Source organism: Streptomyces sp. NPDC048331, assembly GCF_043201215.1.
In the GTDB taxonomy this organism is placed as follows: domain Bacteria; phylum Actinomycetota; class Actinomycetes; order Streptomycetales; family Streptomycetaceae; genus Streptomyces.
Map to the genome: position 1 here is coordinate 203,416 of NZ_JBICYT010000004.1, position 22,588 is coordinate 226,003.

A 22,588-nucleotide genomic window follows, 5' to 3' on the forward strand; every position below is an offset into this window, starting at 1 on the left:
ACCGGCTGCTGGGTCAGATCATCCAGCGCCGGGGTTCTGTGGTGCGGATCCGCAGGAGGAAGGCCAGGATTCCCGCGGATCCGTCGCTCCAGCTCGTCGAGACGTCCCCGTACTCGTTGGGGAAGACGACGTGACCGGCGCGGTGGGCCCGTTCGGCGACGACGAGACGGGCCAGGTGTTCGGCCATGGCGTGGTACGACGGATCCCCGGTGGCTTCGGCCATGTCGAGGAGGAAGTCGCCGTTGCCGGCCAGGCCGTGGCATTGGGTGAGGGCGGCGCGGGAGGCGCGTTCGACGACGGCGTGCGTCGCGCGGCGGGCGAGGTCACCGAACCGGTCGTCGCCGGTGGCCTGCCAGAGCCGCACCAGGAAGGTGCCGATGCCGGCCGAGCCGTGGCACCAGTACGGGGCTGTGGGCGGGTCCGTGGCCTGGGCCGGCCACTGGGCGGCCTCACCGACGAGCACGGCGTGGGCGACCAGGTGCTCGCCCGCCTCCACCGCCAGCTCGGTGTAGTCCCGGCGGTCCGTGACGGTCGCGGCGGCGAGGAGGAAGCAACCGATGCCCGCGGTGCCGTGGGCGAAGCCCAGGTACCGTTTACCGGCCTCCTCGGAGACGGCCTCGGCGGGTACCGGCCAGCTCACTCCGGGCGGCTCGCGCCGGGCCGCCGCGGCCAGTCGGTCGGCGGCGTCGACGACCAGGTCCGCCAGGCGGGGGTCCCCGGTGCGGTGCCACAGGTGGGCCGCGGCGAGTCCGCCGCCCGCGGCGCCGTGGGTGATGTCGTGACTGGGGGTCGGTACCTGGGGTGCGAGGGCGAGGGCCAGCGCGTGGTCCGTGAGGGCGCGGTCGCCGACGGCGTTGCCCGCGTCGTACAGGGCCCAGGCGGTGCCGCGGCCGCCGAAGTGCAGGCCGGGTCGTACGGAGTCCGGGTCGGTACGGGCCGCGATCCAGTGCCCCGCGGTGGATATCAGCTCCGGCAGGCGCGGGTCACCGGTGAGTTCGAAGTACTGGGTCAGGACGGCCAGCACGCCGGCCGCGCCCTGCTGCACGGTGCACGGGTCGGTCTCCCCCGCCATGGTGGAGACGGGCCACAGCCGTTTGTCGTCGTCCGGGGTCATCGCATCGACGAGGTGCTCCACGATGCCCACCATGGCGGTCCGCGTCAGGTCGTGGCCGCCTTCGGTGGGCTCGGTGGCGCGTGTGTGGTGGTGCGGGAGCGCGCCTTCGGTCCTGCGGAGTGCCGCGGCCGCCCTGGCGGGGTCCCAACGCTCGGTGGGCTCGTCCCTCATCAGTCCGACGATCGTTTCGTACAGTCCGTCGGGCAGGCCGAGCGTGGCGTCGCAGGCGGCAAGCCATACCGCGAGGCGCTGCTCCGTGGGCCTGGTGTCGGGGTCCTCGGGCAGCAGGTTGGGGACCTTACCGGCGAGGACGAAGCACAGGGTGGCGCCGAGGCTGTAGTAGTCGGCCGTCGGTGCGACGGGGGCGTCGTGCAGGCGCTCGGGTGCGCTGAATCCGGGGGTTCCGACGGTCGTCGGGAGGGCGATGTCGCCTGTCAGGACGGCGAGTTCGAGGTCGATGAGGCGCAGTTCGCCGTCCGGCCGGACCATGATGTTGCCAGGTGTGAAGTCGCGTAGGACGCAGCCTTGGGCGTGGGCGGCGGCGACGAGGGCGACGAGGCGGGCGGCCTGGGCCAGGGCGTCGGTACGGTAGCGCCGGCTCCCGGCGTCGCGGAAGTGCTCGGCGACCCAGTTGCGCAAGGGTATGCCGGGTATTTCCTCCTGGGCCAGGAACAGGTGTCCCGCGTGCTCGAACATGGCGAGGGGGCACGGTGCGAGGCCGGTGCCGTCGAGGCGCTCCAGGGTGCGGGCCTCGGCGCGCAGCCAGTCGCGTACGTCGTGGCCGAACGCGTCGGCCTCCACGTGCGGCCGGGCCTCCTTGATGACGACGGGTGCGCCGGTGGTGACGTCCGTACCCCGGTAGACACCGCCCTTGTTGGTGTGGCGGATCGCCTCGCGGACCGAGAAGCGACCGCCGAGCAGCACCGGAGCGCCTGTCGCCCGCTGGTCGTGCGAGGGCACGGGGACGGAGGCGGGGAAGGGGCTGATCGCCCAGGAGGGCGGGGAGTACCGGCCGGTGCGCTTGTCCTCGACGGGGTTGCCGTCGGGGTCTTCGATGAACCACACCAGCAGGCCGTCGTCAGAGAGTCGCCGGCGGCCGACGAAGGCGCCGTAGCGGTAGTGCACCAGGCTGTTCACGGCGTACGGCTGGTCCGACAGGATGCGGGGGCCGGTTAGCCCGGTCGTGGCCTGGTGCAGGGCGAGCGCGATGCGGGCCGCGTCGGTGTCGGAGCGCGGGTAGACGGTGATGAACTTGCCGGAGCTGCCCCGGGGCGTGGCGCGGGAGTTGAGCGCGCCGACCTTCTCCAGGGACCGGGCGAACTTGAACGCCGACTCCTCCCCCAGCAGCACGTCCAAGGCCTTGGCGAGGACGGCGGGTGCGGAGGCGGCCGTCGCCGACACGTGCAGCTTCCATCCCTGGTCGCGTCGTGCTGCGGTCAGGGGGGTGAGGCGGCACCACATCTCGTCCGCGTCGGTGGTCCAACGCGGGCCCGTGCCGGTGGAGTCCAGCGCCCGGCGGAGCAGCTCTTCGAGGTCGACTTCGGTTGCGTGGCTCGTCATACCCGTCCCTCTCGACGGCGAGGACCGCTGGGTTGGAATATGCCTTCGGTAATGAAGAACGTATCGGTCGTGCAGGGCGCACGTCACTGGCTGCGACGAGCGCACGGTGTCGTTGCGCCGCCGGATGGTGTCAACCGGCGCAGAAGGGAGGCACACAGGAGTGCGCGGGGTGTAAATGGCTTTGGCCGGCTGCTCGGTGTGCGTACGTGAAGGGATCGGGGCGTACGAGCGACCCGGGACGGTCCGTTTCGACTATCACGAATCCAGCGGTCGGCGAATCCGAATGGAAAGCGGAAACGTCATCGGATCGCCATCGAAACAGCGCTCGGAATTCATGTCGAGTTCTGCCTGGGGCATGAGCTGCGGTCACGACGAACGTTATCGGTGCGCCGCTTCCGCCCAACAGCTTTCCCCTTGTTCGGCCCGCCGTAAAGAGCCGTATTACGCCGCGGCGGCGACCAGCGCGGAAATATGATCCAGAGGCCGGGGGCTGCCGCGGCCCTCCGTGCGAGCTGCGACCCTCCAGAAGCTTGAACGCTCAACGAGAGCCGGCCGGCCGCTCGCCGTTGACCGAAAACGACGACCGGACCCGCCCCGGACCATACGGGCGCCGATGAATCGGCGAAGGCGGCCTTCGGTCCGACCCTGAAGACAGGCCCTGGACGACCTAGATCCGTCCGCGGACGAACCGCGTCCGGTGCCCGAGCACGCGACCCAGCTCCGTGACGAACTCCGGCAGCAGCGCGGGACCGTTCCGGAACTCGAACCCCAGGTACGCGAAGGCGAGCCCGTCTCCGACCCACTCCCACGCGGCCAACGGCACCGACCGTCCGCACGCCGGACACGGCACTTCGGCCCGGCCGGTCATCCACCTGCGTCCATGGCCGGGGAGAACACCTCACGGTGCCCGTCCCCGAAGGCCACCGCGCAGTACGGGCAGGCCGGTGGGCCGCCGTGCTGCGGCGAGAAGAACACCGTCCGCCCGGTGACTACGGTCAGCCCCTCGCTCCCGCCCGCTTCCCGGAACCCGGTCGCCCGCTCCCACCGCGGCCCAGGACCGTGATCCGGCAGCCTCACGATCCCCTCACCCACCAGCCACGCGGCCACCCGCTCCCCATGCGCCACGGCGTCCTCGGCGGTCGCGTCCACGTCGACGATCGTCTGGAATGAGCTGCTCACAGCCGAACGGTAGGCGGCCCGCTCGATGACGCAAAGCCCGGACGGGACGGGACAGCCCTTGGACGGGCACCGCTTCCTGATCCCCCGCTTTCCCCTGCCTTAAGTGGAACCTAAGACTCACCACGGCCGCACCGAAACGAACGAATGTCCGTTTCGGTGCGGCTAGCGTGCTGCCGAATCCCCAACTCCCCAGTAACACAGAGGCAGGCACGCGATGGGCAGCACAGTCGGGCACCGGCGCAGGACGAGTCGTACGACCAAGGTCACGGGCGCGCTCGTGACGGCGGCGGTGATCGGTGGGGTGGCCTTCGCCTTCACCGGGACCGCGCAGGCGAGCGCGGTCGGAGCCGTGTACACGAAGTCCAGCTCCTGGAGCGGCGGTTACACCGGCCAGTACGTCATCACGAACAGCACCGGCACGGCGCAGTCGGACTGGACCCTCCAGTTCGACCTGCCGGCGGGTACGAAGATCGACTCGCTCTGGAACGGCACCCACACCGTCTCCGGCCGCCGCGTGACCGTGAAGCCCGCGAGCTGGAACGGACACCTGGCGGCGGGGGCCTCCGTCACCGTCGGCTTCGTCGCGAGCGGAACCGGCACCCTCGGCGACCCCACCGGATGTCTGATCAACGGGGTGAAGTGCTCCGTGGACCAGGGCGCCACGGCCCAGCCCAGCGGGCGTCCCACCACCCGGCCCACGGTGACGGCGAGCCCGGCCCCGACCGCTCCCGCCACTTCCGCCGCGCCCACCGGGACCACGTCGCCCTCCCCCACGGCCACCGCCCCGACCTCCAGCCCGTCCCCCGCCCCCGGGGGCGGCGGCGCGCGCTTCGCCCCGTACGTGGACACCTCCCTGTACCCGGCGTACGACCTGCTCGACACGGCGACGAAGACCGGCGTGAAGGAGTTCCACCTCGCCTTCATCACCTCCGGCGGCGGCTGCGCTCCGCTGTGGGGCGGCGTCACGGATCTCGCGAACGACAAGGTCGCCGCCCAGATCGGTGCGCTGCGCGCCAAGGGAGGTGACGTCCGGGTGTCGTTCGGCGGGGCCGCCGGTCACGAACTGGCCCTGAACTGCGCCACCGTGGACGAGCTGGCCGCCGCGTACGGCAAGGTCGTCGACCAGTACCGGCTCACCAAGGTCGACTTCGACATCGAGGGCGCCGCCCTGCCGGACACCGCCGCGAACGCGCGCCGCGCGCAGGCCATCGCCCGGTTGCAGAAGTCCCACCCGGGCCTGGACGTCGCCTTCACCCTGCCCGTGATGCCCGAGGGCCTGACCCAGCCGGGTGTGGCACTACTGGCCGACGCCAAGAAGAACGGTGTGCGGGTCGACGCCGTCAACATCATGGCGATGGACTACGGTCCGGCGTACAGCGGGGACATGGGGCAGTACGCGATCCAGGCCGCGACGGCCACGCAGGCACAGATCAAGGGCGTCCTCGGGCTCTCCGACACGGCGGCGTGGAAGGCCGTGGCCGTCACGCCGATGATCGGCGTGAACGATGTCGCGAGCGAGGTCTTCACGGTGGAGGACGCGACGCAGCTCGTGCAGTTCGCCGCCTCCAAGGGCATCGGCCGGCTGGCCATGTGGTCCTCCACGCGTGACAAGCAGTGCGCGGGCGGAGCCGTCAACCACGCGGACGCGACATGCAGTTCGATCCTCCAGCAGCCGCTGGCCTTCACCAAGGCGTTCTCCGGGCTCAAGTAGCGGAGCGAGGCCCGAACGGGCAACGGTCGACGGGCTCGTCGCACATGATGTGCGGCGGGCCCGTCGGTCGTGTCCGCGGACGGCTCAGGAGAGGATGCCCCCGCGAGTGGCGAGGTCCAGCGCGGCATCGAGGCGCGGAGCCGGCCGGCCCTCTGCGTGGGCTGTCGCCAACAGCGCCGCCACGGCGCCCGCGTCGGCCTTGCGTTCGCGAGCCAGGGCCGCGAACCGGGCGACGGCATCGGTCAGGCTCCGCCGGCTCGCCCACGGGACGTCGAACGAGGACAAGGTGAGTTCGAGGAACTCCTCCTCGTCCGCGCCCACCCAGGCAGCGGCCCCGTCCAGGCCGTCCTCCGACACCTCGTCCGGGTAGGGGATACGGTGCCACGCGCCGTTCTCCCACCAGTAGACGAAGCCGAAGAGGTTCCCGGCGGCGTCGTCGCGCAGGAGGTCCCAGGGCAACCAGTCGGGGCCGCCCGCCAGGAAGTCGATCTGCTCTCCCCCGACATGGGTGTGGCTGCCGTCAGGGTCCTGGCCGCAGAACACCGCGCGCTCCTCGTCCACCACGGTCAGGCGCCACCAGCCGCCCGCGCCGGTGGAGTGGCACCACAGGCCGTCGTCGTCGAGGGCGAACTCGGTGCTGGTGGAGCACGCGGTGTCGACCATGGCCATGGTCACCGCCCTCGCCCACAGCAGTTCGGGGTGTTCGAGGTCTTCGGGCCGGCTCGGCGTGTGCATCGTCTGTTCTCCTCCCGGGTGCGGGGCAAGCCTCGCACGCGGGGCCGGGTCGGCCGAAATGCCGATGGCCGCAGCGGGCCGGCGGCCGGAACCGCGTGGCGGGCCCGGCACCAGGAGCACCCGCACGAGTCCGCGCATCGGCGGGGTCCCGCCGCGTGCGGACCCGCCCCGGTCGAGTCTCCGACCGGGACGGGCCGTGGTTCACGAGCCTCAGGCGTTGACGCAGACGTTGCCGGCGGCCGGGTTGAGCGCGCCGATCACGTTGATGCTGTTGCCGCACAGGTTGATCGGAATGTGGATCGGGATCTGGACCACGTTGCCCGAAAGCACACCGGGCGAACCGACCGCGAAGCCGTTCGCGGTGGAGTCCGCCGACGCCGACGAGGCACCGCCGATGACCGCCAGGCCCAGCACCAGGGCCAGACCCGCACTCTTCAGAACACGCGACACGTGAATCTCCTTGTAACCGCACAGCGGTGCCGGAGCACCGCACGGCCCCGAGTGGGGTCGTCGCCCTTTCTTTCGGCAGCTGACGGCCTCCCGCCCCGGGTCCGGGGGCCCGGTTCCCTCGAATAGGTGCACCCGGGCCTCCGTTCGGGGGTACGGGAGCCCCGTCGAGCCCTCGGCCCGGCCCGCTTGTCGGACCGCTTCCCCCGCCCGCGTCGGATCTCCGCGTTCGGGGGATGGAGGGATCGGGGGATCGCGGGGAAGCGTGACGGTCACGTCCCGTCGGCGTTCCTCCGACGTCCGAGCAGTCGCCCCTGCTCGTGCTTCAGACCGGCGAACCCGTGCCGCGCGTAGGCGGCTATCTCCTCGCTGGGGAAGGGCACCACGGACTGGTGTTCGCCGTAACTCCCCCGCTCCCACCGGGCGACCGTGATCTCGTATCCGGAGACGTGGGCGCAGAGCTGAAGCAGGATCGGCGGCATCTGCGATTCGCTCAGGAGGTCGGCGTGCTCGATGACGAGGTCGCGCATCCGTTGGATGTTGGGAAGGAACACGGTCCTGACCCACAACCGCCACTCGGCGAGTTCCTCCTCGGTGGGCGGCAGCTCGTGCGCGAAGGGCGACCGGCCGTCGGACCGTGCGTTGCGTTCCAGGAACGCGGCGAAGGTGCGGCCGTTGGCCTCGGTGAGGGCGAACAGTGGCCCGTAGAGCTCGCCGAGCTGCCGATTGACCCGCGCGAGCCGCTCCTGCCGCTGCGCCAGCCGTAGTCCGTTGAGGTAGGTGACCGTGTAGCCGACGAACGCCAGGACGATGGTGACGACCCATGTGATCATGAAGGTTGATGCTAAGGGCTGCCCCTTCAGCCTGAACCGGTGACCTTTCCTGACCTCTTGTCCCAGGCTCTGTCCGCTCCTTCCGATCCCCCTCTCCGGCCCCTTGCACCGACGAGCTGTCCGGGCCCGGCTCCCTGCACGAAGAGGCAGGCCGGGAGCCGCTGTCGGCCCGCGGGTTCGGCCCGGGCCCGGCCCGCTTCGCCGGAACCCACACCTCGTGGACCGCTCCCGGTACGACGCTCGAAGACCTCCTGATCGCACGCCTCGTGCACACGACGGGCGGGCAGCACTGGGAGGAGTACCTCGCCCTCGACGATCTGCTCACGGGCATCGGCGACGCGGCCGACGGCCGGCTCGCCTTCCAGTCGTCGTACCCGGTGTGGGGCTGACGGCATTTCTTAGCATCAGAGGTCAACTATTCGTCCGCTCACCACCCGGACGACTAGAAAGGTCGAGACCGAGCCGGACCGGCCGACGGGGATGATGCCACCCGTCGGCGACCGGAATGATGTCTAAGGCGGTGGATGCGCGTGCGTAGATGCGGCAGACTCGAATTGATAGCGGTCAGATTACTTCCGGAGAGACCGAGTTCAGACTTCTTCACCTGACCTGGTCGGCCCCGACGCAGCCTGTGTCCATGGGCGGTGCAGGGCTGACTCGGACGCAGGGAGGAGGCATTCCCCGACCTCCTCCCTGCGTATGCGGCCGCACCTTTGTGCACAGAATTTCCAGCCGCTCGGCACAGGCCCCACTGCGGCCTGCTGCAAGCCGCCCACGTGCGGCTTTCGGGGATCCCGCCTCAGGCCGTATGCCGGCCGACGCGATGATCCGGCTGCCGCCCGAGCACGTTCCGACGTGCACCGCACGCGGAATTACGCCGGCTTCGGCACGACTCGGCCGAACACAGCCGGAACCAGCCATCTGAGATTTTCCAAATGGGCACCCATCCGCAGGCGTTGGGGCAACGAAGGATGAGCGAGAGCCTCTCCAGGGCCTCGCCTCAATCCCGCACGATCTGCGATTCCCGTCCTGGGGATCCACGGAACAGGAGCGAATGTGATAGTCAAGCGCGCCGGTCGCCACGTGGTTCTCGCCGCCATACCCGCCGCCGTGGTCCTGACCCTCGGCGTTTCCGGACCAGCTCTCGCCGAGGGCGGAAAGACGTACCAGATCGACCTTGCGCAGCTGAACGCATCAGGCTCCAGCGGTACCGTCATGCTCACCCTCAAGGGCAAGGAGCTGACCGTTCAGATCGAGTCCAAGGGCATGGTGCCGGGACAACCGTCGGCCCAGCATCTGCACGGTTCGACCAAGGGCCACGACTTCCACTGCCCGGACGCGACCGACGACACCGACGGCGACGGGGTCCTCAGCAACACCGAGGCCACCCATGACTACGGTGACATCAACATCTCGCTCACGACGGGTGGGGACACCAAGCCCACCAGCGGCCTCGACGTGTTGCGCATGCCCGTCGCCGACGCGAAGGGCACGATCCGCTACAAGCGGACGATCACCGTGGGCCAGGACGTGGTCGACCACATCAAGGACCTGCACGTCGTCCAGCACGGCATCGACCGCAACAAGAACAAGAAGTACGACTTCGAGGGTGCGGGCAAGAGCGAGCTCGACCCGAAGCTGCCGCAGGAGGCGACGGCTCCGACGAACTGCGGCGAGGTCAAGGGCGCCGCCGTGGGATCGGTTCCCGTAGGTGGCATCGAGACCGGCGGCGGTACGACGGAACACGCTGCGGCGCCGGTGACGGTGCGCGACGGTGTGGCGATGACCGTACTCGCGGTGGTGGCGGGTGCGGTGATCCTCGGGCGGAGGCGGGCCGGCGTCGGGTCCGTCCGCCGGGAGACCACCGGGGGCGGCGCGTGAAGCCGACCCTCGCGCGGTCCCGCCGCCGGACCCTGGGCCCGCTGGCGGCCGTAGCCCTCGCGGGGCTGCTCCTCACCGGATGCGGTGGCGAGAACGCGGCGCAGCCCCCCGCCCCGGCGGGGCAGAACCTCCAGGGCGGAGCGCCGGCCGCAGCCGGCACCGCTCCCACCGGGAAGGCGCCCGCGGCCGGAGGACAGAGCGGTGGGAGCGCGGGTACGGACACGGGCGCGGGTGCCGGCTCGGGCCAGGCTGCGCAGGCCCTGGCCCGGTCCGCGCCGCAGAAGATCTCGATCCCCTCCCTCAACCTGTCCAGTTCCCTGGAGACCTTGCGGCAGAACCCCGACGGCACCATGCAGACCCCGAAGGACCCCGGGCTCGCGGGCTGGTACGAGCCGGGGCCCACCCCCGGCTCCCAGGGACCGGCCGTGATCGCCGGGCACGTCACGTGGAACGGAGCATCCGCGGTGTTCGAGAAGCTGAAGACGATGAAGGGCGGTGACACCATCAAGGTCACCCGGCAGGACGGCAAGACGGTCACGTTCACGGTGGACCGGGTCGCCGAGTACCCGAAGGCCGAGTTCCCGACGCTGGAGGTCTACAAGAACATCGACCACGCGGGCCTGCGGCTGGTCACCTGCGGCGGCAACTTCGACCCCAAGAAGCATTACTACGACAGCAACGTGGTGGTCTTCGCCCGCATGACGGGCGCCGCGTAGTCCGGACCACGGGGCCGGGAACCTGCCCGCCGGCCGCAGAGCCCCACTGCGGCCGGCGGGCCCGACCCACGCCCTCGTTCAGCGGAGGCGTCGGCGTTCTCCGCGAACCACCGCGCAGCCTCAGCGGTGCCGGCGGGCATGCGGCGGCGCCCGACCCGGCTTCGGATCGGGCGCCGCACAGGCGTCGGGTCACTCGGTGGCGTGCGTCCAACTCGTGCACAGGGCCCAGATGATGAACACGTCGATCGCGATGATGATGATCGACCACCACGGCTGGTACGGCAGCCACATGAAGTTGAGGATCACGCTGATACCGGCGAGTGCGATACCGGCGCCCCGCGCCAGGTTCGAGCCGGCGAACAGGCCCACCCCGGTGAGGATGACGATGATTCCGACGATCAGGTGGATCCAACCCCACGCCGTGAGGTCGAATTCGAAGACGTAGCTGCCGATGCGCGCGTAGACGTCGTCGTTGGCGATGGCCGCGATGCCCTGGAACACCGCGAGGCAGCCGGTCACCAGAAGGAGGACGGCGGCGAACAGCGTGCCCACGTTCCCCGCGCCCTGGCTGTCGCCGCTTGGGTACAGCGGTGTCGTGCCCGGCGCAGGGCCGGTGTTCCAGTTTCCCCCGGTCGGTGTCGGCTGGCCCATGGAATTCACCTCACAGTTGGCGGTGCAGCGCAGGACCGTCCTGCTCCGGCTCGTCGGTCACAGGCTTCGGTGCCCACATCGCAGTGTCGTCCGGTGGTCCGGTTGCTGTGATCACCCGAAGCGGGTGGTCTTCCGCCGTACGGCGGCTCCCGCTCAGGCGGGCAGCCGACGCATTTCGAGCACCCGCAGGCCCAGGGACTGGAAGCGGGTGAGGAGCCCGTACAGGTGGGCCTCGTCCGCCACGCTGCCGAACAGGAGCGTGTGCTCCGGTACGGGCATCCGGGCGAGCTCGGGAAAGCTCGCGGCGAGCGTGTCCGGTACGACCCCCGAGATACGGAATTCGTAGCGCATGAGAGCACCTCTCGCTCTTCTCCGAACGAAGGCTTCGGTGCCCGGGCCGGTGCGAGGGCCCGGACCGCTTCCGGCCTTCACCGCCATCGTGGGCTCCCGGCCCGGGGCTCGGCATCGCCCGGGGCGGGCGAGAAACGCCCCTGCGGCGTCCCGCGGCGTCCCGTGGCGTCCCCCCGCGGCTCAGAGCATCCCGAGGTCCTGTGCCCGGTGGACCGCCTCGCTGCGCCGGGTGACGCCGAGCTTGCGGTAGATGCTCTTCAGGTGGGTCTTGACCGTGTTGGCCGACACGTACAGCTCGGCGGCGATCTCCTCGGTGGACAGCAGCTCCGCGGCCTTGCGCAGCACCTCGGTCTCCCGTGCGCTCAGCGCTTCCACGACTGTCGGCCGGCCGTCGGCCCGCGGTGCGCGCGCCGTACGGGCCGGGGCCCGGGCGGTCGACCGGCCGGGCGAGCCGGCCCGTGGCGGGTCCTGGCGCAGCGCCCGGCGCACCCGGGGACCGCTCTCGACGAACATCCGGCGCAGTTCCTCGGGGCGGGCGAGGTCCAGAGCCTGGCCGAGGCGTCGATGTGCCTCCTGGGAGTCGCCGTCCGCCTCGGCGATCCGCGCGTGGAGCAGGCACGCGTGGGCCCGTACGGGTGTCGGGACCGCGTCGTCCGCCGGTATGCCCGCCAGCGCCCGCGCCGCCTCCGCGCCCCGGCCGGCGGCCAGCAGGGCCCGGGCACGGACCAGCGCGCGCTCCGGCCGGTCGCCGTCCGGGGCCTCCACCGCGTCCAGCACCCGCAGGGCCGCGGCCGCGTCGCCGCCCGCCAGGTGCACGGCCGATTCGGCCACGGCCAGCTCGTCCGCCGCCCAGGCGGGCAGTTCCGCCGGGTCCACCGCGCGCAGGGCGGCAAGCGCGGCGTCCCCGTCGCCCTCGGCCGACGCGATCCGGGCGGCGATGACGGCGGCCCTGGCGGCGGTCGGGGGATCCGGGCGCGGCCCGGTCGCGGCGGTGGCCAGGTCGAGGTGGTGGCGGGCGGCCGGCAGGTCGTCCTGCTCGACGGCCACGGCGGCCAGGACGAGGTGGTCGGTCCCCGCCCGGTGTTCGGCCGGCAGGGCGGACCGCTCGACGGCCACGGCGGCCAGGACGAGGTGGTCGGTCCCCGCCCGGTGTTCGGCCGGCAGGGCGGACCGCTCGGCGACGGCGAGGGAGGCGTGGGCGTGCTCGGCCGCCCGCGACAACCGGCCGCGCGCCAGCTCGGTCAGGGCCAGTGAGCCGAGTGCGTCGCTGAGCGGGGATTCCGTGCCCGGTGCGCCGCACGCGGCGACGGCGGCCGCGAGGGTGGATGCGGCCCGGTCCAGGTGGCCGGCACCCAGCTCGACGGCGCCGAGATGTGCCAGCAGCAGGGCGCGGAGTTCGGGACGCTCGGCGAGCAGGTGCGGCGGCAGCTCCCGCAGCAGCCGATCGGCGTCGGCGGCGGCCCGTTCGGTGGCCGTCATGTCATCGGCCGGCCGGCCGGCGAGTACGCCGAGGAAGGCGCGGCCGAAGCGTGCCGCCGGCCCGCGGGGGTCCGCGAGCGGGTCGTCCGTATCCGTAGGGGACGCGTCCGCGAGAGCGGCGTCCGCCCGTCGCAGTGCGGCCTCGCATCCGGGCAGGTCCTGTTCGGCCAGCCGGCAGGCCGCGCCGACCAGTGCGGGCGCGGGCCCGGGCGTCACCGTCGGCATCCCGGCGAAGGCCCGCACCAGCTGGTCCGCCTCCAGGCCCGTCAGGAGGCGGCCGAGGGCGAGGTTGTCGACCAGTTGCGCCGCGGCGAACCCCCAGTCCTCGGCGGCGGCGCCCTGGAGCACCGCCTCCGTGAGCCGGCCGGTCCGGGCGAGCCAGCGCGCCGCACGGCCGTGGAGGTGTGGTTCCAGCCCGGGGCGGCGTTGCCGTAGGTGTGCGCGCAGCACCTCGGCGAACAGCGGGTGCAGCCGGTACCAGGCCGAGGCGTCGATCTGTTCCAGGAACGCGTTGTCGCGGGCCAGCCCGGCCAGGGTCCGTGCGCCGTCGTCGCGGCCGGTCAGGGCGTCCGCGAGATCCGGGTGGACGCGGTCGGTGACGCAGACGCGCAGCAGCAGGTCCTGGGTGGGGGGTGGCTGTGCGTCGAGGACCTCGGTGAGGAGGTAGTCGGCGATCGTGGTGCGGTCGGCCGCGAACTGGCGCAGGAACGCCTCCGGATCCGCGCTGCGTTGCATCGCCAGGGCGCACAGACGTACACCGGCCGCCCATCCCTCGGTCCGCTCCATGAGCAGGCGGATTCCGGCGGGTGAGACGGTCAGGTGGTGCTCGCTCAGCAGCGCCTCGGCGTCCGCGTCGGTGAATCTGAGGTCGGCGTGCCGGATCTCCGTGATCTCGCCGGCCGCCCGGTAGCGGTGCAGGGGCAGCAGGGAGTCCGAGCGGCTGGTGAGCACGATGCGCAGTCCGCCGGCCGCGTGCCGGAGTACGAAGTCCAGCCCCTCGCTCGTCGCGGGCGGCTGGGTGGTGTCGAACTGGTCGAGGACGAGGACCGCGGGCTGCGCGGCAGCGGCCAGCCCGTCCGCCAGCCGCACCAGGAACGACCGGGTGACGCCTTCGGCCCGGGTCGGCCTGCCCACCTCTGCGGGGAGTGCCACCCCGCCCCGGTGGAGGGCCTCCAGGACGTACGCCCAGAAGGCGCCGGGGGCGTCGTCGGGCTCGACGGTGAGCCACATGGGGGGACGTGTCGCGCCTCCGTCGGCCGCCCAGTGGGCGGTGAGCACCGTCTTGCCCGAGCCGGCCGGACCGTTGATGAGGGTGAGCGGCCCCTGTGTCCCGGCCGTCAGTCGCTCCAGCAGCTCGGGCCGGTGGACCAGCAGTTTCGGCACGGCCGGGGGCGCGAACCTGGCCGTGAGCATGGGGTCGCCGGTCGGCGCGCGGTGGCCCGTGGAGGTCACCGGGGTTCCCGCCGGGGTACGGACTGTGATCGGCCCACGTTCCCACTGAACCGGTGATCGGTCGTGATCACCACTTGTGTCACCCGCTCCGGGTGATGTCCGGGGCGCGGCGGCCCGGGGCTTCGCGAGCGCGTGGGCGTTCCTGGCCCGCCGGTGGCCGCTCGCGCGCGGGCCGCTGGGGAAGGGCTGATGCGGCGCCGCTCCAGGGGTGCGGTGCTTCGACGGGTAGGCTCACCCGCTCGTGTTCCGGCTCCAGGTGCACGTGCACACCGACGTCGTCCGGGCCACTGGCGACGGTGCCGGTCCCCGCGTCCCGCGGCGACGAAGGCTTCGGCCCGTGGACGGGCGGAGGAATCGATCATGAGGCCCGGCGTAGGGTACCGGGATGATCCGGACACCCGAGGTGTTCACGCGGAGCACCGTCGAGCGCGAGGGCGCGGCCGGAACGGCGTGGCTCGCCGAACTGCCGCGGATCGTGGACGAGTTACTGGAGCGCTGGGAGTGCGTACCGGACGGCGCGGTCATGCACGGCGGTGTCGGGATCATCGTTCCGGTGCTGCGGTGGTCCGCGGGATCAGCCGTGTTGAAGGTGTCCTTCCCGCATCCCGGCAACGTCCATGAGCCGGACGCGTTCGAAGCCTGGGGCGGGAACGGTGCCGTCCTCCTGCACGAGCGCGACGACGAGCGTTTCGCGATATTGCTGGAGCGGGTCCGGACATCGACGCTGGAAGAGGTCCAGGACGGTGACGAGGTGGTGACGGTGGCGGGGCGGCTGAGTCGCCGACTGGCCGTCCCCGCACCGGCCGATCTGCCCCGGCTACGGGAGCGGAGCGATTCCTGGGAGGAGCAACTCCGCCGCGATCGGGCGGAATTGGCACACACCATGCCGCCGTACGTGGTGGACGCGGCGGTGGCGACCGTCCACGAGCTGGGGCGCACCCAGCCCGACATCCTGATCCATGGCGACCTCCACGCAAGGAACATCCTGCGCGCGGACCGTGAGCCGTGGCTCGCCGTCGACCCCAAGGGCTACGTGGGAGACCCCGCCTACGACGGCGGCACCCTGCTCAAGACGCGTGCGCTGTCCCTCGTCGGAGCCGATGACCTCGGCAGGGCGGTCCACCGCACCCTGGAACTCTTCGCCGAGGCCGCGGAGCTCGACCGCGAGCGCGTGCGGCGCTGGGCGCAACTCCATGCCGTCCAGGCGACGTTCTGAGGCCGTCGGCACGGCTTCCGGGTCGCCCGCAGTGGCCCGGTGCTCGACTGGATCACGGAATTCGTCGATCACCTGGCGCAGTCTCTGGCGCGGCCCGCCTGATCCCGCCCACGGGGTTCGTGGTCCCGTACGCGGCGCGGCGCGGGTGCGGCGACACCACTCAGGACGGCGTCCAGGCCGATCAGGTCGGCGCGTGCGAGCGGGCCCATCGGGCGGGCACAGCCCCGTTCCGTCCCGGCTCGACAACCCGGGCCGCGCGACGCGGTCATGAGGCCGGCGCCGAGCTGGGCCGGGGCGATCACGGTGCGGCCCACCAGGTCCGCCGTGCAGACGAGGACGGCGCCGAGGAGCACCGTGACCGGACGACCCGGTGGTGTTGCCGGCCCACGAGCGCGCGGGCGGCGTGCGGTGCGACGAGTCCCACGAAGCCGATCGTGCCGGCGGCGGCCACGGCGGTGGCGCTGAGCAGGACACCGAGCAGGAGGAAGCCGAAGCGGCTGCCCCCCAGGCTCGGTCCGAGCAGCCTCGGGGTGTCCTCGTCGAGCGACACGAGGTCGAGTTCGGTGCGCCGGGCGACCGCGACGACCAGGCCCACGACGAGGACGATCGCGAGCGGCACCACGTCGGGCAGGGTCCGTCCGTAGGTGGAGCCGGACAGCCAGGTGAGCGCCTTCGTGGCGTTGAACGGGTCGGTGAGGATGATGAGGAGGCTGACGAGGGCGGCCGCCGCGGTGGCGACGCCGAACCCGACGAGGACCAGCCGGTTCTGCTGGAACCCGCCGTGCGCGGCCGGCCCGAAGACGATGACCGAGCTGAGGGCGGCGCCCGCGAAGGCGGCGCCGGCCACACTCCAGGATCCGGCCACGGGCACGGTCGTGACGAGGAGCACGGCGCCCAGCGCGGCGCCGGCGAGGAGGGCGGCCACGACGCGGGGCACCCGGGTGTCGAGGACGAAGGTGGTCGTCCGGCCGGCCCGGCCCTGGGCCCAGTTCAGTACGTCACGAGCAGCAGTTCGCTGTCTCCCACCAGCACGGCGGCAACGATCACGCCGGCCAGGACCGCCTGGCAAGCACTCCTCACCAGGCGACCGCAAGAGCGAGAATCGGCCACATCCGTACGTCGGACATATGCCTGGGTCGAGGAGCACGCCCCGCGCATTGTTCGGGGAATGTACGGATGACGGCGCGCCCACCGGAAGGGCTGGTCGGCGCGGTTAGCATCGGTGCTGCCAACCGCGGCTGAAAGGCAGTGATGACGGAGTCCAGGGGCCTCGTGCTGATCGTCGAGGACGAGCGCCACATCTCCGACGTGCAACGCCTCTACCTGACCCGCGAGGGCTTCGGCGTCCACGTCGAGGCCGACGGGGTCGCCGGTCTCGCGGCCGCGAGGCGCCTGCACCCGGTGGCGATCGTCCTGGACATCGGCCTGCCCGGCATGGACGGCATCGCCTTCTGCCGCGCCCTGCGGGACGCCGGCGACTGGACACCGATCCTGCTGGTCACCGCACGCGGTGAGGAGGCGGACCGGATCCTCGGCCTCGAGCTCGGCGCGGACGACTATCTGACCAAACCGTTCTCCCCGCGCGAACTGGTCGCCCGGGTCAAGACCGTACTGCGCCGCGCGGCCGGCCCGCCCGGACCACCGCCCGGGATCACCGGTGGCCGGATCAGCGTGGACCCGGTCAGCCGCACCGTGCGCCGCGACGGAGAGCCGGTCGAGCTCACCGCCACCGAGTTCAACCTGCTCTGCCACCTCCTCCGGCACGCGGGCCAGGTCTTCACCCGCGAGCAACTCCTCGCCCAGGTGTGGGGGTACGCCGGCTACCGCGACACCCGCATGGTCGACGTCTTCGTCTCGCAGGTCCGCGCCAAGCTCGGCGACGCGAGCCCGATCCGTACGGTCCGCGGCGTCGGCTACAGTGCGACGGCTCCCGGCCCGTGAACCGCCCCCGCCCGAGCTCCCTCGCCCGCAAGATCGTGGTGCTGACCACCGTCGTGGCGGCGCTCGCGGTGGTGCTCACCGGACTGATCGCCTGGCAGACCGCCGCGCACGGCGCCGAACAGCGCGAACGCGATCAGCTCGCGCGCCAGGCGACGGTCCTCAGCCGGTTGCCGGCCGTCTCCGAGGCGCTCTTCACCGGTGCCCAGGTGCTGGCCGGACCGAACGAGGTCCAGCTCGCGGTCATCGCCCAGGACGGCACCGTGAGCGGAACCGCCGGCCCGGCCGTCGACAGGACGTCCACATCGGCCCTGCTGGCGGGCAGGCCCGTCTCCACCACCGGCATCCTCGGCGGCCAGGAGGTGCTGCTGGTGGGGCGGCCCGGCGTACGCGGCGGCGCCGTCGTCCTGACCGAGCCGTACGCGGTCGTCACCGAGAACACCAACCGGATCCGCCGCAACGTGATCGTGCCGCTGGTCTTCGGCATGCTCGGAGCCGCCCTGGCCGGAGCGCTCCTGGCCCGCCGGATCTCCCGTCCGCTCGTGACGGCCGCCCGGATCGCGCACCGGCTCGCCGACGGCGAACGCGGCGTACCGGCCCCGGTCGACGGCCCCCGGGAGACCGCGGACATCGGGCGCGCCCTCAATGTCCTGGACCGGGCGCTGGCCCACAGCGAAAACCGCCAGCGGGAGTTCCTGCTCTCCGTCTCCCACGACCTGCGCACCCCGCTGACCGCGCTCCAGGGGTACGCCGAGGCACTCGCCGACGGCCTGATCGAGCCGGAGCGGGTGCCCGAGGTCGGCGGCATCCTGGCCGACGAGACCCGACGCCTGGACCGGTTCCTCGAGGACCTGCTGGACCTGGCCCGGCTGGAGGCCGACGACTTCCGCCTGGACGTGGCTCCGGCCGACCTCCGCGCGCTGCTCTCGGAGGCCGCGGCGTTCTGGACCGGGCTGTGCGCGCGCCACGGCGTCGATCTCCGGCTGGAGCGGCCGGACGGGCCCGTCGTCGTCGCGACGGACGCCTTCCGGGTCCGGCAGCTGCTCGACGGTCTGGTGGGGAACGCGCTGCGCGTCACCCCCGAGGGCGCGCCCCTGGTCCTCGCCGTCCGCCCGGCCGCCCCGGGCGGCGGGGCGGAGCTGCAGGTCCGCGACGGCGGGCCCGGCCTCACCGACGACGACGTACGCGTCGCCTTCGACCACGGTGCCCTCCACGAGCGCTACCGGGGCATCCGCCCGGTCGGCAGCGGCCTGGGGCTCGCCATCGCCCACCGCCTGACCGGCCGGCTCGGCGCCGGCATCCGCGTCGAGGGGCACGGTCCGGAAGGCGGCGCTTGCTTCACGGTCACCCTCCCGTCGTCGCCCGCCGCCTGAGCGCCCGGGCGCGGCGGCGGTCCCCTTACAGTCCCCGAACAATGTGCCCACGGCCCCCTTACACACACCGCGCACAGTGGCCCCATGAACACTCAATCGGCCCGGCGGCCGGGGCTCCTCCACCGGAGCGGGCGCTGGTGCGCCCGGCACGCCTGGCGCGTCGTCGCCCTGTGGGTCCTGGCACTGGTCGGCCTCGGGCTCGCCAACCACGCCTGGGGCGGCACCTACGCGGACAGCTTCTCCCTCCCCGGTACCAGCACGCAGACCGGCGCCGACCTGCTGACGGCCCATACCGCCGGGGCCGGCGGCACGGCCTCCGCCATCGTGATCACCTCCGACGAGGGCGCGGTCACGGATCACCGAGCGGCGATCGACACGGCCGTGGCCAACCTGGGCCGGCTCCCGGACGTCCTGTCGGTGGCCGACCCGCTCACCACCCCCGGGGCCGTCTCCGCGGACGGCGGGACCGCCCAGGTGACCGTCCGCTTCGACGGCAACCCCGCGAGCTTCGACCCCTCCTACCTCGCCGAGGTGGACACCGCCGTCGAGCCGCTGCGCGCCGACGACGTCACCGTCGAGTACGGGGCCCCGCTCGGCCAGTTGGCCACCCCCAAGTCCGCCGACCGGGCCTCGGAGACGATCGGGCTGGCCGTCGCCGTGCTCGTGCTGCTGATCGGCTTCGGCAGTGTCGCCGCCACCGGCCTGCCCCTGGTGACGGCCGTGCTCGGCCTGTCCGTGAGCCTGGCCGGACTCGGACTGCTCGCGGGGCAGTTCAGCTTCGCCCAGGCCGCCCCGACCCTGGCCGCGATGATGGGCCTCGGCGTCGGCATCGACTACGCCCTCTTCCTCGCCACACGCTACCGGGCCCTGCTGCACGCCGGAGCCGACCCCGAAGAGGCGGTCGGCCGTACGGTGGCCACCAGCGGTCGGGCCGTGCTGGTCGCCGCGGCCACGGTGGCCATGGCCCTGTGCGGGCTGTGCGCCTCCGGTGTGGGCTTCATCGGCGCCCTCGGCGTCGCCGCCGGACTCAGCGTCCTCGTGGCCGCCGCCGCGTCGGTGACCTTGACGCCCGCCCTGCTGGGTCTGCTCGGCCACCGGATCGACCGCCTCCACGTCCGAGAGCCGGTCGCCGAGCCCACCGGCGAGGCGGACCTCTGGCACCGCTGGGCCCTCCGGGTGAGCCGCCGCCCCTGGCTCTTCCTGGCCGGCGGCCTGCTCGTACTCGGCGTACTCGCCGTCCCCCTCGCGTCCATGCAGCTCGGACACGTCGATGCCGGCGCCCAGTCCACGAGCCGGACCGACCGCCGGGCCTACGACCTGATCACCGAGGACTTCGGCCCGGGTGCCAACGGCCCGCTCACCGTCGTCACCCACCTCGACAGCCGGCACGCCGAGAGCGAGAGTCTGCGCCAGGGCCTCGCGGCCTCGCTCCAGCACGAGTTGGCCGCCGTACCGGGCGTCGCCTCCGTCGGCCCTCCGGTGACCAGCCCCGACCACGCCCTGCTCATCACCACGGTCGTTCCCACCACCGGCCCGCAGGACGCGGCCACCGCGGACCTGATCCACACCCTGCGGGACGAGACGGTGCCCCGGACGCTGTCGGGCACCGGAGCCACCGGCTACCTCACCGGCACGACCGCCGCCGCCCAGACCTTCACCGACACCCTCACCGCCAAACTGCCCCTGATCATCGCCGTGGTCGTCGCCGCCGCGTTCCTGCTGCTGCTCACGGTGTTCCGCAGCCCAGTGGTGGCGCTCAAGGCCGCCGTGCTCAATCTCTTCTCCATCGCCGCCGCCTACGGCGTGGTCGTCGCGGTCTTCCAATGGGGCTGGGGAGGCGCGCTGTTCGGTATCGGGGAGAAGGTGCCCGTCGAGTCCTACGTACCGATGATGATGTTCGCCATCGTCTTCGGGCTCTCCATGGACTACGAGGTGTTCCTGCTCTCCCGGATCCGCGAGACGTGGCTGCAGTCCGAGGACAACCACCTGGCCGTCGCCACCGGCCTCGCCGCCACCGCCCGTGTCATCACCTGCGCGGCGCTCATCATGACCAGCGTCTTCCTGGCCTTCCTGCTCTCCACGAACGTCGCCGTCAAGATGCTCGCGCTGGGCCTCGGGGTCAGTGTCGTCATCGACGCCACCGTGGTCCGCCTGATCCTGGTACCCGCGTCCATGTACCTCCTCGGGCGCGCCAACTGGTGGCTCCCGGGCCGGCTGGACCGGTTCCTCCCGCACCTCGACCCGGAAGGCCCCGCCGACGCGCCCGATCCCGTCGCCGGATCCGCTCCCGCGTCGGATCCCGGCGCCTCCCCCGATCTCGCACCCGCCCGAGGAGAACGGCGATGAAGCACGCCCTGACGAAGACCCGGGCGGTCCTGCGCCGGCATCTCGTCCTCACGATCACGGCCACCGTGCTGCTGCTGGCCGTCGTCGCCACCGGAGCGGCCGAGTACACCGTCCGCGGCGTCATCCACAGCCGCGTGCTGAGGGCGGCTCCCGGCCTCGGCGACGACGTGGCGGTCGGTGTCGCCGGCGGCTGGGCCCTGTGGGACCTGGCGCACGAGAGCATTCCCCGGCTCGACATCAGCAGCGACGACGCCCAGGTCGGGCGGCTCTCCCAGGTCCGCGTCCGGGCACGACTGGAAGACGTCCGCCTCGGCGGCAAGGCCACCGTGGGCAGCACGCACGCCGAGGTGACGGTCTCCACTCGGTCCCTCGCCGCCGCGATCCGCGCCGCCATGCCGTCCGTGGCGGTGGCCGCGGTCACCACCGACCCGGCGCGAGGGACCGTACTCGCGGACGTCGGCCCGGGCGGCCTCGGGCGGCTGACGCTGCGTCCGGCGCTCGCGGACGGCAAGGTCACCCTCGCCGTCGACGGGCTCACCCTGTTCGGCCGCTCCGTCCCCACCGACCGGCTCGGGATCGCCACCGGTGGCCTCGGCCCGCAGTCGGGAGCGCCGAAGGAGTATCCGCTCGGGCTCGTCGCGACCTCCGCCGAGGTCCGGTCGGACGGCCTGCACGTCGCGCTGACGGGCGGTCCCAGCACCCTGTCGGACACCTGACGCCCTCCGCTCGACCGCATTCGTCCGGAACGTTCCGTACCCGCCCGGTGGCCGGATCCCAGCGCATGACCAGGGCGTTCGAGAATCCGTTCGGGCTCCCGCAGGTGTCGGCGGGTACGGTTCCGGCATGGATGTTTCCACAAGCGGTTCGACCGAGGACGACGACAACACCCCGGCGGTGGTGATCAAGGACATCGCACGTCGGCAACTGCGGGAGTTGGGCGCCGCAGGGCTGTCAGCGGAGACCGTGGCGCGCGCGGGTGGCCTTTCCGTCGCCGATGTCGAGGCGGCCTTCCCGCACCGCGACGATCTGCTGACCGCCCTGGTCATCGATGCCTACGACGCGTCCGGCGAGGCGATGGAACAGGCCGACGGCGCCGCCACGAAGGCCGGTGCGTCCGGGGGCGCCCGGCTCCTCGCGGTCACCCGGGCGCTGCGGCGGTGGTCCTTCGACCACCCCGGCGAGTTCACCCTGATCTACGGCTCACCCGTACCCGGCTACCACGCCCCGCAGGACACGGTGCCGGCGGCCTCGCGCACCCCCGCGGTCCTCGCCGGCATCGTGCGCTCCGCGCTGGAGGCCGGCGAACTCACCCCGCCCCGGCGGCCGGTGTCCGGTCCGCCGCTGCTCCTGCCGGAGGCCCTGCAGCTCTTCGGCGGAGCGCCCGAGGCTCCCTTCTCGGACATCGTGGAGCGCGGCATCGTCCTGTGGAGCAACCTGATCGGCCTCCTGGTGTTCCAGGTCTTCAGCCGTACCCACGACAGCGTCCGGGACGAGGCCGCGTTCTTCGACTACGCCATCGCCGTGGCCGCCGAGAGCATCGGTCTCGAGGTCCCCTCGGCCGAGCCCACCGACTGAACCGTCCGCCGCCCGCGCGGCACCGGCAGAA

General features: G+C 72.4%; 18 protein-coding genes and 2 pseudogenes. 10 read left to right on the forward strand and 10 right to left on the reverse strand.

All coding sequences use genetic code 11. The features are described 5' to 3' along the window. Window positions 1–13: 13 nt before the first annotated feature. The 3 genes from lanL to ACGFYY_RS09020 all read right to left on the reverse strand — a co-directional run bounded on the left by lanL (window position 14) and on the right by ACGFYY_RS09020 (window position 3,853). A complete protein-coding gene (lanL, locus tag ACGFYY_RS09010) occupies window positions 14–2,674 on the reverse strand; it encodes a class IV lanthionine synthetase LanL (protein ID WP_393707795.1) in 2,661 nt (886 codons plus the stop codon). Between the two features lie 667 nt (window positions 2,675–3,341). Then, entirely contained in the window at window positions 3,342–3,497 is a 156-nt protein-coding gene (locus tag ACGFYY_RS09015; RefSeq protein WP_393707796.1) for a hypothetical protein, read from the reverse strand. Between the two features lie 41 nt (window positions 3,498–3,538). Next, window positions 3,539–3,853 carry a hypothetical protein gene (locus tag ACGFYY_RS09020; protein WP_393707797.1) on the reverse strand — a complete coding sequence of 105 codons (315 nt, stop codon included), beginning with the start codon at window positions 3,851–3,853 and terminating at the stop codon, window positions 3,539–3,541. Between the two features lie 214 nt (window positions 3,854–4,067). On the opposite strand from ACGFYY_RS09020, the gene ACGFYY_RS09025 reads away from it, so the two are divergent. Then, window positions 4,068–5,564 carry a cellulose binding domain-containing protein gene (locus tag ACGFYY_RS09025; RefSeq protein ID WP_393707798.1) on the forward strand — a complete coding sequence of 499 codons (1,497 nt, stop codon included), beginning with the start codon at window positions 4,068–4,070 and terminating at the stop codon, window positions 5,562–5,564. 84 nt (window positions 5,565–5,648) lie between these two features. Here ACGFYY_RS09025 and ACGFYY_RS09030 read toward each other — a convergent pair whose 3' ends face one another. From ACGFYY_RS09030 to ACGFYY_RS09040, 3 genes are all read right to left on the reverse strand, one after another. Continuing rightward, entirely contained in the window at window positions 5,649–6,299 is a 651-nt protein-coding gene (locus ACGFYY_RS09030) for a hypothetical protein (protein WP_393707799.1), read from the reverse strand. Window positions 6,300–6,509: 210 nt separating this feature from the next. Continuing rightward, complete coding sequence (locus ACGFYY_RS09035; RefSeq protein WP_393707800.1) at window positions 6,510–6,749, reverse strand: chaplin; 240 nt, start codon at window positions 6,747–6,749, stop codon at window positions 6,510–6,512. Between the two features lie 269 nt (window positions 6,750–7,018). Continuing rightward, a complete protein-coding gene (locus tag ACGFYY_RS09040) occupies window positions 7,019–7,579 on the reverse strand; it encodes a hypothetical protein (protein WP_393707801.1) in 561 nt (186 codons plus the stop codon). 266 nt (window positions 7,580–7,845) lie between these two features. On the opposite strand from ACGFYY_RS09040, the gene ACGFYY_RS09045 reads away from it, so the two are divergent. The 3 genes from ACGFYY_RS09045 (at window position 7,846) to ACGFYY_RS09055 (ending at window position 10,176) form a co-directional block, all read left to right on the forward strand. Further along, a complete protein-coding gene (locus ACGFYY_RS09045; protein WP_393707802.1) occupies window positions 7,846–7,968 on the forward strand; it encodes a hypothetical protein in 123 nt (40 codons plus the stop codon). Between the two features lie 667 nt (window positions 7,969–8,635). Beyond that, a complete protein-coding gene (locus ACGFYY_RS09050) occupies window positions 8,636–9,460 on the forward strand; it encodes a hypothetical protein (RefSeq protein ID WP_393707803.1) in 825 nt (274 codons plus the stop codon). Continuing rightward, window positions 9,457–10,176 (forward strand): class F sortase, encoded by a 720-nt coding sequence (locus ACGFYY_RS09055; protein ID WP_365279275.1) that lies wholly within the window; start codon window positions 9,457–9,459, stop codon window positions 10,174–10,176. Before ACGFYY_RS09050 ends, ACGFYY_RS09055 begins: the two co-directional genes overlap by 4 nt. Before the next feature lie 189 nt (window positions 10,177–10,365). Here the strand turns inward: ACGFYY_RS09055 and ACGFYY_RS09060 are convergent, their stop codons facing one another. From ACGFYY_RS09060 to ACGFYY_RS09070, 3 genes are all read right to left on the reverse strand, one after another. Next, the gene (locus tag ACGFYY_RS09060; RefSeq protein ID WP_393707804.1) at window positions 10,366–10,827 is read right to left on the reverse strand and encodes a hypothetical protein; all 462 of its coding nucleotides are present in this window, start codon (window positions 10,825–10,827) and stop codon (window positions 10,366–10,368) included. A 153-nt stretch (window positions 10,828–10,980) separates the two neighbouring features. After that, window positions 10,981–11,178 (reverse strand): hypothetical protein, encoded by a 198-nt coding sequence (locus tag ACGFYY_RS09065; RefSeq protein WP_393707805.1) that lies wholly within the window; start codon window positions 11,176–11,178, stop codon window positions 10,981–10,983. A 180-nt stretch (window positions 11,179–11,358) separates the two neighbouring features. Beyond that, entirely contained in the window at window positions 11,359–14,109 is a 2,751-nt protein-coding gene (locus tag ACGFYY_RS09070; protein WP_393707806.1) for a LuxR C-terminal-related transcriptional regulator, read from the reverse strand. 385 nt (window positions 14,110–14,494) lie between these two features. Between ACGFYY_RS09070 and ACGFYY_RS09075 the strand changes: the two are divergent. Next, a pseudogene (locus ACGFYY_RS09075) lies at window positions 14,495–15,427 on the forward strand (aminoglycoside phosphotransferase family protein). Window positions 15,428–15,576: 149 nt separating this feature from the next. Here ACGFYY_RS09075 and ACGFYY_RS09080 read toward each other — a convergent pair. Next, window positions 15,577–16,384 (reverse strand): annotated as a pseudogene (locus ACGFYY_RS09080) (iron chelate uptake ABC transporter family permease subunit); the annotation flags it as partial. 192 nt (window positions 16,385–16,576) lie between these two features. On the opposite strand from ACGFYY_RS09080, the gene ACGFYY_RS09085 reads away from it, so the two are divergent. The 5 genes from ACGFYY_RS09085 (at window position 16,577) to ACGFYY_RS09105 (ending at window position 22,557) form a co-directional block, all read left to right on the forward strand. Further along, the gene (locus ACGFYY_RS09085; protein ID WP_393707807.1) at window positions 16,577–17,266 is read left to right on the forward strand and encodes a response regulator transcription factor; all 690 of its coding nucleotides are present in this window, start codon (window positions 16,577–16,579) and stop codon (window positions 17,264–17,266) included. After that, entirely contained in the window at window positions 17,263–18,636 is a 1,374-nt protein-coding gene (locus ACGFYY_RS09090; protein WP_393707808.1) for a histidine kinase dimerization/phospho-acceptor domain-containing protein, read from the forward strand. Before ACGFYY_RS09085 ends, ACGFYY_RS09090 begins: the two co-directional genes overlap by 4 nt. An 84-nt stretch (window positions 18,637–18,720) precedes the next feature. Beyond that, on the forward strand, window positions 18,721–20,982 hold the full coding sequence (locus ACGFYY_RS09095) for an MMPL family transporter (RefSeq protein WP_393707809.1): 2,262 nt from the start codon (window positions 18,721–18,723) through the stop codon (window positions 20,980–20,982). After that, on the forward strand, window positions 20,979–21,698 hold the full coding sequence (locus tag ACGFYY_RS09100; RefSeq protein WP_393707810.1) for an LmeA family phospholipid-binding protein: 720 nt from the start codon (window positions 20,979–20,981) through the stop codon (window positions 21,696–21,698). The genes ACGFYY_RS09095 and ACGFYY_RS09100 overlap by 4 nt, the downstream gene beginning before the upstream one ends. A 127-nt stretch (window positions 21,699–21,825) precedes the next feature. Further along, entirely contained in the window at window positions 21,826–22,557 is a 732-nt protein-coding gene (locus ACGFYY_RS09105; RefSeq protein WP_393707811.1) for a TetR/AcrR family transcriptional regulator, read from the forward strand. The last annotated feature ends 31 nt before the right edge of the window (window positions 22,558–22,588 follow it).

Coding starts and splice junctions, on each gene's coding strand:
- ACGFYY_RS09065 (WP_393707805.1), bottom strand. CDS start 11,178: ATGCGCTACGAATTCCGTATCTCGGGGGTCGTACCGGACACGCTCGCC.
- ACGFYY_RS09085 (WP_393707807.1), top strand. CDS start 16,577: ATGACGGAGTCCAGGGGCCTCGTGCTGATCGTCGAGGACGAGCGCCAC.
- lanL (WP_393707795.1), bottom strand. CDS start 2,674: ATGACGAGCCACGCAACCGAAGTCGACCTCGAAGAGCTGCTCCGCCGG.
- ACGFYY_RS09030 (WP_393707799.1), bottom strand. CDS start 6,299: ATGCACACGCCGAGCCGGCCCGAAGACCTCGAACACCCCGAACTGCTG.
- ACGFYY_RS09100 (WP_393707810.1), top strand. CDS start 20,979: ATGAAGCACGCCCTGACGAAGACCCGGGCGGTCCTGCGCCGGCATCTC.
- ACGFYY_RS09025 (WP_393707798.1), top strand. CDS start 4,068: ATGGGCAGCACAGTCGGGCACCGGCGCAGGACGAGTCGTACGACCAAG.
- ACGFYY_RS09105 (WP_393707811.1), top strand. CDS start 21,826: ATGGATGTTTCCACAAGCGGTTCGACCGAGGACGACGACAACACCCCG.
- ACGFYY_RS09040 (WP_393707801.1), bottom strand. CDS start 7,579: ATGATCACATGGGTCGTCACCATCGTCCTGGCGTTCGTCGGCTACACG.
- ACGFYY_RS09095 (WP_393707809.1), top strand. CDS start 18,721: ATGAACACTCAATCGGCCCGGCGGCCGGGGCTCCTCCACCGGAGCGGG.
- ACGFYY_RS09060 (WP_393707804.1), bottom strand. CDS start 10,827: ATGGGCCAGCCGACACCGACCGGGGGAAACTGGAACACCGGCCCTGCG.